The sequence below is a fragment of the Alloscardovia omnicolens DSM 21503 genome, assembly GCF_000420505.1.
In the GTDB taxonomy this organism is placed as follows: Bacteria; Actinomycetota; Actinomycetes; order Actinomycetales; family Bifidobacteriaceae; genus Alloscardovia; species Alloscardovia omnicolens.
Genome location: NZ_ATVB01000025.1, coordinates 1 through 9787 on the forward strand (window position 1 = coordinate 1; position 9787 = coordinate 9787).

The 9787-nt window shown below is 46.3% G+C and carries 15 protein-coding genes; 6 read left to right on the plus strand and 9 right to left on the minus strand.

All coding sequences use genetic code 11. The features are described 5' to 3' along the window. The 5 genes from G464_RS09450 to G464_RS10495 all read right to left on the minus strand — a co-directional run. On the minus strand, positions 1 to 624 hold a 624-nt coding region (locus G464_RS09450; protein WP_022857377.1), incomplete at its 3' end, for an HK97 family phage prohead protease. A 2-nt stretch (positions 625 to 626) separates the two neighbouring features. Next, positions 627 to 2639 carry a phage portal protein gene (locus G464_RS0107690; RefSeq protein ID WP_021618658.1) on the minus strand — a complete coding sequence of 671 codons (2013 nt, stop codon included), beginning with the start codon at positions 2637 to 2639 and terminating at the stop codon, positions 627 to 629. Positions 2640 to 2668: 29 nt separating this feature from the next. Then, the gene (locus tag G464_RS0107695) at positions 2669 to 4243 is read right to left on the minus strand and encodes a terminase large subunit (RefSeq protein ID WP_021618659.1); all 1575 of its coding nucleotides are present in this window, start codon (positions 4241 to 4243) and stop codon (positions 2669 to 2671) included. Beyond that, positions 4236 to 4544, minus strand: coding sequence for a hypothetical protein (locus G464_RS0107700; protein WP_022857378.1), 309 nt, complete (start codon positions 4542 to 4544; stop codon positions 4236 to 4238). The genes G464_RS0107695 and G464_RS0107700 overlap by 8 nt, the downstream gene beginning before the upstream one ends. Positions 4545 to 4785: 241 nt before the next feature. Then, complete coding sequence (locus tag G464_RS10495; protein ID WP_080651188.1) at positions 4786 to 5094, minus strand: HNH endonuclease; 309 nt, start codon at positions 5092 to 5094, stop codon at positions 4786 to 4788. Between the two features lie 72 nt (positions 5095 to 5166). On the opposite strand from G464_RS10495, the gene G464_RS0107715 reads away from it, so the two are divergent. Then, positions 5167 to 5349: a hypothetical protein gene (locus G464_RS0107715; RefSeq protein ID WP_022857380.1), complete on the plus strand. Its 183-nt coding sequence runs from the start codon at positions 5167 to 5169 to the stop codon at positions 5347 to 5349. Positions 5350 to 5946: 597 nt separating this feature from the next. On the opposite strand, the gene G464_RS0107720 is transcribed toward G464_RS0107715, so the two are convergent. The 3 genes from G464_RS0107720 to G464_RS0107730 form a co-directional block, all read right to left on the minus strand. Next, positions 5947 to 6327: an ImmA/IrrE family metallo-endopeptidase gene (locus G464_RS0107720; protein WP_022857381.1), complete on the minus strand. Its 381-nt coding sequence runs from the start codon at positions 6325 to 6327 to the stop codon at positions 5947 to 5949. Positions 6328 to 6598: 271 nt separating this feature from the next. Next, positions 6599 to 7339 (minus strand): DUF3800 domain-containing protein, encoded by a 741-nt coding sequence (locus G464_RS0107725; protein ID WP_022857382.1) that lies wholly within the window; start codon positions 7337 to 7339, stop codon positions 6599 to 6601. A gap of 11 nt (positions 7340 to 7350) precedes the next feature. Next, complete coding sequence (locus G464_RS0107730; RefSeq protein WP_022857383.1) at positions 7351 to 7755, minus strand: hypothetical protein; 405 nt, start codon at positions 7753 to 7755, stop codon at positions 7351 to 7353. Between the two features lie 223 nt (positions 7756 to 7978). On the opposite strand from G464_RS0107730, the gene G464_RS09460 reads away from it, so the two are divergent. Further along, positions 7979 to 8218 carry a helix-turn-helix domain-containing protein gene (locus tag G464_RS09460; RefSeq protein WP_022857384.1) on the plus strand — a complete coding sequence of 80 codons (240 nt, stop codon included), beginning with the start codon at positions 7979 to 7981 and terminating at the stop codon, positions 8216 to 8218. Between the two features lie 3 nt (positions 8219 to 8221). Then, positions 8222 to 8440: a hypothetical protein gene (locus G464_RS0107740; protein ID WP_022857385.1), complete on the plus strand. Its 219-nt coding sequence runs from the start codon at positions 8222 to 8224 to the stop codon at positions 8438 to 8440. Here the strand turns inward: G464_RS0107740 and G464_RS0107745 are convergent. Beyond that, a complete protein-coding gene (locus G464_RS0107745; protein WP_022857386.1) occupies positions 8409 to 8945 on the minus strand; it encodes a hypothetical protein in 537 nt (178 codons plus the stop codon). The genes G464_RS0107740 and G464_RS0107745 overlap by 32 nt on opposite strands. A 39-nt stretch (positions 8946 to 8984) precedes the next feature. Between G464_RS0107745 and G464_RS0107750 the strand changes: the two genes are divergently transcribed. The 3 genes from G464_RS0107750 to G464_RS10500 are packed head-to-tail and all read left to right on the plus strand — an operon-like array spanning position 8985 to position 9717. Further along, entirely contained in the window at positions 8985 to 9272 is a 288-nt protein-coding gene (locus G464_RS0107750; protein ID WP_022857387.1) for a hypothetical protein, read from the plus strand. A 3-nt stretch (positions 9273 to 9275) separates the two neighbouring features. Continuing rightward, positions 9276 to 9536, plus strand: coding sequence for a hypothetical protein (locus tag G464_RS0107755; RefSeq protein ID WP_022857388.1), 261 nt, complete (start codon positions 9276 to 9278; stop codon positions 9534 to 9536). A 22-nt stretch (positions 9537 to 9558) separates the two neighbouring features. After that, the gene (locus tag G464_RS10500; RefSeq protein WP_161798650.1) at positions 9559 to 9717 is read left to right on the plus strand and encodes a helix-turn-helix domain-containing protein; all 159 of its coding nucleotides are present in this window, start codon (positions 9559 to 9561) and stop codon (positions 9715 to 9717) included. The last annotated feature ends 70 nt before the right edge of the window (positions 9718 to 9787 follow it).

Below are 9787 nucleotides of genomic sequence, written 5' to 3' on the forward strand. Positions count from 1 at the left end.
TGGCGCTGTTGGCTTATCCTGGGACGGTTCGTCCGCATGTTCATCATCAGTGTTGTCCCCATTGAGCTTGTCAATAGAGTCAAGAATGTTCTGAGCGAATTCTCGAATCTGGTCGAGAATATCCGCATCCGCTTTACTATTCCTACGCCCAGCTTTCACATCAGTCACAACAGCATGCTGATTAGCAGGAATAGGAACAGCACTAATCTCAAAGAGGTCAAGGTCACGAAGCTCATTCGCTTTCACACCCTCGTCAAGTTCAACCTCACCCGCATCACGCACAGCGTACGCAAACGAAAACTGGTTGATACGACCTTCTTTGAAAAGCTTATAAGTATATGCTGCATTCGGATTATCAAGGTCAAGCTTCGCAGTGAACTTCAACCCCTTATCATCTTCTACAGCCGTAGCTGCGCCGAGGTTCATTTCAGGCGTATCAGTACGATGCCCAAAAAGGAACGGGATAGGATTATCGCCACGCTCTTTCAACGTGCGAGTAAAAGCACCTTTAGCAACAATGTCACCATACGAATCAGGCTCTTTATCCCACGTGGACGCATACCCCTCGATAATGCCTTCACCAGCATCCTCAGCCTTAACATGAAAACTCTTGTAGAGTGTCATTTTTATTCCTTCCAAATTTCAATTTCGACAGAACACGTGCAATTACAGGATTCATCAGGAGTCATGCCATGATCATGCGGATATTGCGAACCGTTGGAAAATTCAGCATCCATTTCGACTCGCTCCCCATCCATAGCCAAATGCTCACTGCGCGGATTCGAACTTCCCCCATGAACCCACGTCTTATAACGCTTAAAAACGCTAGACGGCGCTTGCTGCCTTACCGCCTCCATACTGCCGAACACGGCACAAGCAGTAGAGAATGCGAGACCAGCCGACAGCGAGCGCGATGATTCAGCTTTTTCGAAGACTCCGTCAGGCGAGTTCGCCAGGATACTGTCATCCGTATCCTCGTTATCGTCTGAGTTTTGCCGTTCGAGAGCTTCCTGTAACTGACGTAAAGTCACATTGTTTAACGCTGTAGCTTTGCCTTCTGCCATAGTGCGAATGTACGCTTGCGTGCGTTCCACGTCGTAAGGGTTCGGTTTCAAACGTACGTCTTTCAACGTTTCTTTCGCATGCTTCTCACTCAGTTGGAGGAATAATGGGGTGAGGTCGTCAGCGAGCTCTTTGCTCCACCGTTTCCCATCCCACCAGTCTGGATAATCATTACCGTCGTCAGCTTTTACACGGAGTGTACCGTTTTTCGCTTGCTTAGTGATCTCAGCGAGCACGCTACGTTTCTGCCGTGTGAAAAACTTCGCTAACTGTTTCGCAACAAGCTCACTATCCGCATCGTTCGGCGTTTGATGAGACTTGAAATGCGGTTCGCCCGATTTCACGGCCGAAACACCACTATTAAGCGTGTTGCTTGGCTCACCCTCATCACCGTAAGCAAGATTCAACGGTTGGACGAGCTTAGAAGCGCTACCGCCTAATGCTGGACGGTTCATGATCGCGCGCGCCTCATCAACAAGCATCCACGGAGCACCCACAGCACTCGTCAACATTTGTGCCTGTTCTTCGAAGCTCGCGCTCACTTTCGCAGACAGGTCAAACTCAACATAAGTGTCCGCGTCCACGCCAAGCATAGGCAGCAGAACCTTGTTGATACGTTCGACGATTAAATCCATGAGCGGAGTGAGAGTCTCCGAATACAATGCGCGAGCATTGTCCTTTGCCGACGCGTACGTTTGTGTGCTTGTGTGATAGATAAGCGACGGATTCAAGTGATATGCTGCGCATACATCTTCACGAGTTAGCTGTGTGACTTCTGCGAACTGTGCTTCACGAGCGTTAAACGTACTGTCATGCAATTGCATGCCATCTTCAAGAATTGGCGTGCCGCCACTATCAGTGCCCTCACTTCCTGCGAAGCGTGCTCTCCAAGAAGCAGCGAAACGTTGACGCTGCTGATCATCCCACACAGCGCCAGCAGGGCGACTAATCCACCGGTTCACCCAGCCACCATTGCGCCAATTCTTATTACGAAAATCAAGCGCACTGACTCGTTCAGCAAGAATACTTTTCAACGAGTCAATAGGACTGACAGCTTCCACTCCACCAGTCGGATTATACGCAGCAAAACGCACCGTATCCGACGCAGGAATAGTCACAGGCGCACGACCAGACACAGGATTTTGCACCACGTAAGCTGACGGGGTGAAACCATCCAACGTGTATACATCTCGCACCCACGCGTAAGGAATATACGTGATAGTCCAACCCGTGTCACGCTGCACGTTCGGCGCCACATGCCACAAGCACGCACCATACAAACACAAGTCACCCACAAGGCGACTTATTGACTCGAACGTTGTCACTCCATCCGACGGAGACGCCAACAGGCGGGCAGCAACACTAGTGCGGTCACGCTGACGGTCATTCTCATCAACACGCTTATACACTTTCAATGGGGTGGAAGCGACAGCATCCTGAATAAAACTGACTACCGCACGCACCTCAGGCTGTTCACGATACAAGTCAGCCGGACTCTTCCCCAATACGGCAGTAGCAGCAACACCACCCCTCTGCACGTACACGGGGCGCCCAAAAAGACGGTCGAGAAAACTCATACTGTCAACTCCCTCAAAAGCGAAAAATTTTAAATAAACATCACATCATGCGACGCGTAAGCCGAGACCTTCACAGGCTCCTCAGGCTCCTCCACCTGCGTGGCCGCGCCAAAAGCCATCGTCAACGCTACAAGCGGGCTAATCTCCTCCGTACTCTTCACCCTGTCCCACGCCCACGCACCATCACCCATAGGACGAGTAACAGCAGTATTCGCAGCAATATCAAGGCGAGGCTGAGAAATATGAAAAAGCTTCACGCTATCAGACGGTTCCACAGCGTTCGGATTAGACGCGTCAACCGCATCCCACAGCCTGCCACACCAGCCAGCAACATCACGCCCCTGGCACGGAATAATCTCCACACCATCAACAGCAGCAATACCATCAAGAACACTCGAAACTGGAGCACCCTTAGCCTGTAAAGCCACACGAAGAGGCACGTCAGCCGGCTGCTTCGACGCAAGAACACTAATAGCGTCAGGAAGCCAACCCAAACCGTTGCGGTAAGCAATAACCTCTCCATGCCAATTACCGTCAGCACGTTGCCCGCATACAGCAATCGAAGCATGCTGACGGTCAGCACTCACGTCCACACCAAAAGTCAAAACCGAGTCAGGAGCAATCTTGCTATCCGCACGAATACCAGCCTCCCAAGCACCCTCAGCGAAAGGCGGCTGAATCGCAGCCGTCACCCACTGACACAAGCACTCAGTTTTAAACACATCCTCAGGGTCAGTCGCACACGCAGAAGCAAGAGCACGCTCAGTAACAAACCCATAGCCAAGCGACGGGTTAGCCTGAGCCCACGCGGAATGGTCATGAATATCCGCATTAACCGGCGCACTCCACTCGAAAATGCCGAGACTATCATCATCAACATCATCATCGCCAGGATTACCCAGCATGCCAGCCTCTTTAGCAACCCCATCAGGGTCACCAAGCTGCGCATGAGCCTTTGCACGAAGCGAGCGAAGCACCACACTAGACGCGTCACCCGCATTCGACATGCACCAGATAAGCGCGTTAGGCCGAGCCATCGTCGTCTTACTAACAGCACTCCACGCTTCCCACGTCTGATGCTCACGCAGCTCATCAAGCAACACAAGATCACCAGACTTACCACGAGCACCTTTACGATTCGACGTCGTCACTTTATACCGGCGACGGTCAGTCAACGTGAGAGTCTTATTGCCCGCACTACGGTAAACACGTTCAACTTCTTCCGACAGTTCAGGAACATCCTCAGCGAGCGCGACCACACCCTCCCAAACTTCTTCAGCAGCCTCCAAGTTCGTAGACGTGCCAATCACAAGGTTCACGCCCAGCATCCACAGGAAGAATGAGGCGATAACTTTCGACAAGTGCGTTTTGCCCTGTTGACGTGCCACAAGCACGAGAACGGTGCGGTAGCGGAACCGCCACGAGCCTTGCAAGTCACCCTCAATTTCAAGAGCGTGAATAGCAAGCCACTCCTGCCAAGGCAATAAAGGTTCTTTCAGCACGGTTTTAGCGAACTCTACGACTGCGAAGCCAAGCGAAGTCTCGGGAGTGAGGTCTCGTTTAGCTGCAGTATAAATGCGCGGGGTTGTCGAACCTTTAAGCATGCGAATGTACCTTCAACTTCGCGCGCATCTCATCCAAAGATGAGACTTTCACCGCCGGCTTCTTATCCACCACTTCAGGTGCAGGAACAAGATTCAACGTAGTAAGGAACTTCAGCATCGTGGGAAGAGTCACATTGTCATTCGGACGACCTTCATCAGCTGTCTGGGCAAGCAGTCGGAGTGCTCTAATTGCTGCAGCATGCTTCTTCCGGTCAAGTTTGCCCGTTTTTACTGCTTCGGTTACGCTCATGTTGACCGCTTCGAGCATACTTTCAGGCTCTTTCACACTTCGTACAGCCATATTTCACGCTCCTTTAACAGTAAAACCGCCAAAACAATCGTTTTGACGGTTCAAAATCTAAAATATTGTGGTTCTACAGTGAGGTACCCCTCAAATTCGTGTCGAATGAGAAAACACTGCCAGTGGGAATGCGTAGCAAGAGAAGAGACCTTTTCGTCAACTTTTTGAAGCCCCTCCCCTAACTTTTCTACGATTTTGCACGATTTTATGCCGGGGTTTTGTGGTTTTATACTATTTTTGTTTAGAACCATTGTCTTGTGGGGGTTCCGAGCTCGTTTTTTCCTGCTTTTTTGCCTCTTGACCTGTTGCAGTGGGCGTGTGATGCTCTAATGTTTGTGGGGTCGAGGGTGAGTTCGGGGTATTTTGCTCGTGGTTTGACGTGGTCTGGCTCATAGCAGTTTGTGCTTTTGCCTGGCTTGTACATGCCGAGTGTGTAGTCGATGGGTAGGTGGCAGATCCAGCAGGGTTGGTTGCTGTGGGCGTCTCGCTGGTAGCAGGCTTTTCTAAGGTTTTTGCCTTGACTGCTTGCCCATAAGTCTTTTGCGGGCATGATTGATTGAGCCTTTTTTGAAAAACGGGTTTTATACTTGAATTGTCTCAATGGTGAGGAGGTGATTCAAGTATGGGACATTTAACGAATATTAAGATTAACGAGGCAGGGTTGAAGCAGTTGGAAGATGAGGTGCGTAAGAATTACGCTAAGTCACTTCACAACACTTGCCCTGTTTGTGGCAAACCGTTAGACCAGTCGAATAATCCTGAAGGCACTGTTGCTGTACACATCGAGTGCATGAATCAAGATTAATTTTGGTTAACTTGTTTAATCTCCTCGTCGTATTCGTCGAGCAAGTGAATGATGTCGGCGAGGAGTTTTCGTACTCGTGTGGTGTCGACGTGGAGTTCGACTACTGCTGGTTTGAGAGGACTACTGCTGGTTTGAGAGTGTTACTCATTTTTGTTGTCCTTCTTTGGAATTTGCAAGCACGATTGAACTATTAAAGGTATTTCTTAATAGTTGCTTTTTAAGACTGTAGATATGAATAATGCCATTCGGTATTCGAATGGCTACTTTACTAATGTACCTGTTGGGCTGGATTTTGTCAAGCAGGAGGAGTGAGGAATTTTTATTGTTCCTCACTCCTTTCCTCACATATAGGTGTGAGGTGCGTAAGGGGTTGGAATTATTGGTTTTGAGCGGTGTTGTTTTTAATTCCTCACACCTTTTTACTTTCCTCCCTCTTTTGATTACACGTATTTTCTGAAAAGTGGTGTGATGGTGTGAGGAATAGTATTTAAGGCTAATATTTTCAATGGTTTACGTCCTCACACCACTGACGTGAGGACGTGTGAGAGGTGTGAGGGTGTTGATGTTTTTAAACCCCTCGATTTCGAGGGGTTTGGTTTAGAACTTGCTTGCGAGTATGTGTTGGTAGTCATCGAGTACTTGCATGGTAATGTCGAGTTCGAGCGCCATAAGTGTGCCATTGCCTTCGTAGAGTTGTTCTACGGTTGCGTATTCGAGTGGGTCTATGAGCCAGTTGGCTGTTTCTCGTATTGTGCGTTTTTCTGTACGCTTATCGTGCATATTGTCGTGGTGCTTGGCGTGGATGAGTTCGTGTGCGAGGGTGCATTTCTTTTGCCGGTCGTTAAGTGTGTTGTCGAGCAGGATGGTGTGTGTGGAGTCGTCGTAGTATCCCATTTCGTCATCGTTGAGTGGGGTTTCTATGATGTTGAGTCCTGCGTTTTCGGCTATTTGGTATAGCTGGTTGAGTGTTATGCCCACCGTTTCACCTCCCCTATTTTTTTGAGGGTGAGCATTTCAGAATGACAGATATGGAGGACAATGCGATAGAATAATATTACTCGTCTGCCTAGTTGTAGAAGGAGCACTTGGGACGCTGCGGCGTCCCTTGATTTTATATAAGAAAATGGCTAATTACTTATAGACACACCGAATACTCTTGCGCTTTTAGTACTAAAAGTGTAGTATATTGTAAATACAAATGGACTGGGGTACTCGGTCGGCGGCAGGAGTTATTTCTGCCGCTTTTGTTTTACTCTGGGTAGACTTTGACTCCATAATGCAGAATATTCCCTTCGCGGCTTCGCCTGAACTTCTTACGCAAAATATTATATGATGTATCATTCTTCGTGTTGTGCAGATAGTGTATTCCTATAGGACGTGCTATTAAATCAGCAAACTGTAATCCTGCAAGATTTGCTTGCTTACTGACGCAATGGAAATCAAACATTCCGTTTATGCCGCTGTATGAGCATTCGTCAACAATACGGTCAAATTCCTGCTGCAGTGTCCTATCTTCGGCTTTCCCGCGTGATTCAAAGATAATTGGAACTTTCTTACCTCTTTGTTTCTTCTCTTGCATACTGAGGAATACACGTTCTATACCAAATTCAACGGCTAGGGAATAAACGTTACGTGGCTTAGGGAGATGCACGTATTTTCTTTTGTCTATTATGCTTGTGATTATTTCGTATTTTGATTGATCCATGATGTCGTTAAGTTCGGTGAAGAATTTTGCGCGTAGGGCATCATCAATGAGTGGTTTAAAGAATCCACGCTGTTTTCTAATTTCTCGTTCATGGAAAATGGGTATATCGGTTCCAAATGTATCGAATTTAAGTTTTTCCACTCGTGGAACTATGTATTCGTAATAGTGTTTCTTCTCAATGATGCAGAAGGCGAGAACGAAGATTGGATATTCACGTGATATTGAGTCGAGGCTTTGGTCTCCTGATTCATCTACGAATACGATGTAGTCGCTGAAGTCTGTCATTATTGTTTTCCTTATGCTCCGTAGTTGTCTAGTTCTTGCTCGTTATGTTTGTTTTTGTCGTGGTGTGCTGCGAGCTGTATTTCGCTTGTGTTTGGGGTGGTATCGTCGTTGATATCGTAGAGTGTTTCTTCCTTGAAATCGGTGACTGTATAACGAGGTGGGTAGAAGTATTCATATTGAGCATTGAAGAAATCGAGAATGCTGTAATATCCAATATGCTTAGCAATAATTTCTAGCTCATCAATATTAATCGAATTTTTACCTGTTATCCGATTGTATGTATATCCATAGCTTCTGTCTAGCCATTTTTGGACATCTTGTACTGTAAAATCTTTTTGCTTTAATTTATATTGCAAAAATTCAGACGTTTCTATAGTAACATCGCGTACTCTACGCAAATCAGAGTCTTTAACCATATACAAAGCATATATTTATTAACGCTTTATCGCCTATATGACACGCCGAAAGAACGCATAGTTTTGTGTGTTTTCGCCTATCTTGTTTGCATTGTCGCCAATATGATACTAGAATGTGTGCTATCTACCGAAGGTTTAAATACCTGTGTTGCTTGAAAAATAAATAGTGAATTTCTTATATATTACTTCAATTTATCGCATATATGACATTAAGGAGGTGAGTATGCACTCATTAGAAAGAACTATTAAAGCAGAGCTAACTGCATTTAATTTAACGCAAATGGATTTAGCAAAAGCACTTGGAGTGAATATATCGACTGTCAACAGAAAGTTGAATGGCACTTCTAGCTTCACGATTGCCGAATTACGAACTGTGGCGACTTTTTTAAATCTTAATTTTTATGAATTAACCGCTCTTGCTGAGGAGCGTGAAAAGCGCGCACAGCAGCAGGGGAAGGAGTAGGTGATGATTAGTATTTATCAAGATAAACTTACGCGAAGTGCCCTATTAAAGATTTTAAAGCTTCTTGGTGAGGATGACACCGCGCTTATCAGTTACGACACTCCTATCAAGATTGAAATTACTGATGATAGAGTGCTTGTTACCTATACTAAGTGTGCGGTTGTAAGCCGTCATGATGTTCTGGACGTTCTTAGCTCTTACGTGGGCGAGGAGGAAGAGTAATTGTCTGTTCTTGGACTATCGGGTTTTCTTCGATTGTCCAGCTTATGGTGACATCGTTACTAGATAATCCGCCCCATATTGCTGCAGCTCTTAGCTCGAAACTCTTTGAACTTCCTGCGGTAAAATCTCCCAACTGGATTGTAAGACCTTGACCTAGATCTATTCCATCGTATGTGATAGTGACGTTTAATGCTGTAAACGCATTCTCGCTATATAACGTATACGTGGTTCCTTGGCTGAGGTTAATAGTCCAATGTGGGATTTCTTCTCTTACTTGGATGAGAGATAACTGTTTACGTTGTACTTCTGTTTGTTCTTGTAGTACCCGTAATTGTTGTTCCTTAATTTCAAGTTCTTTCTTGACTTGGCTAATCTTTTTCTTTTCTCCATTCTTTTGAATGAAGAATGTGATGAGTGAACCTACTATTCCGCCAAGAACGGTCAAAATTGTTTCTACGAGTCCTGAGTAGTGATTTAGCCAGTCGACCATGTTCAAATTATTCATTCTATTTATTCTACTTTTATTTTTTTAAGGAGTTTTATTGTGGCTGTTTTTATGTGTAAGCCGCGTACTGTTGACGCGGTCAAATACAAGGGTGATTTTGAGTTTGATAGTTACCCTGACTGGTTGTTGGATTTGATGCGCACGGGGCGCCTCCGCCATGTTGGCGTGGATTCTATCCAGGTTGATAATTCTGCGAGCTCCGTGTGTCAAGCTGAACCGTTTGATTATGTTCTTCATAATCTTTCGACTGGTGAAAACAGTACGGCGACGGGGCAGATTTTTCAACGTGATTACATGCCTGTTGCCGTTGATAAGGGAGAGGAGTAAATCGTGTTTGTTGATACTCTTCAGGCTCGTAAAGAGTTGCAGGATAATCGTTACAAGCATATTGGGAGCCTCGTTGGGCTTATCGTGTGTGGGGTTATGAGTCTTGGCTCGTTCTTTTACCTATTGACCGGTAATGCGATGGATCATCCGTTGAATAGTATCTTTGCTTTTTTCGTGTATATTGCTGCAAGTTTTGCGTTTATCATGCTCGTGGTCGCCATGCCGCCTGCTGAACGTTCAGGGAAGGATGATGATGGTGAGTGAGCGTTGTTTTCGTGAACCGTTGATGGTGTCTACTCCTGAAGCTGCTGAATTATTACATTGTGATACGCGTACTGTGCGTGGGCTTATTCGGCAGGGGAAGCTTCGTGCAAAGAATGTTGGACGGACTTTTCGTGTGAATTATTCATCGTTGAAGAAGTTTGCGATGGAGGATACATTGTGACGGTTCGTGAGTTTACTGTTGCGGGTGAGCCGAGGCCGAAGAAACGTCCAAAAGTATTTCACGGCAGGGG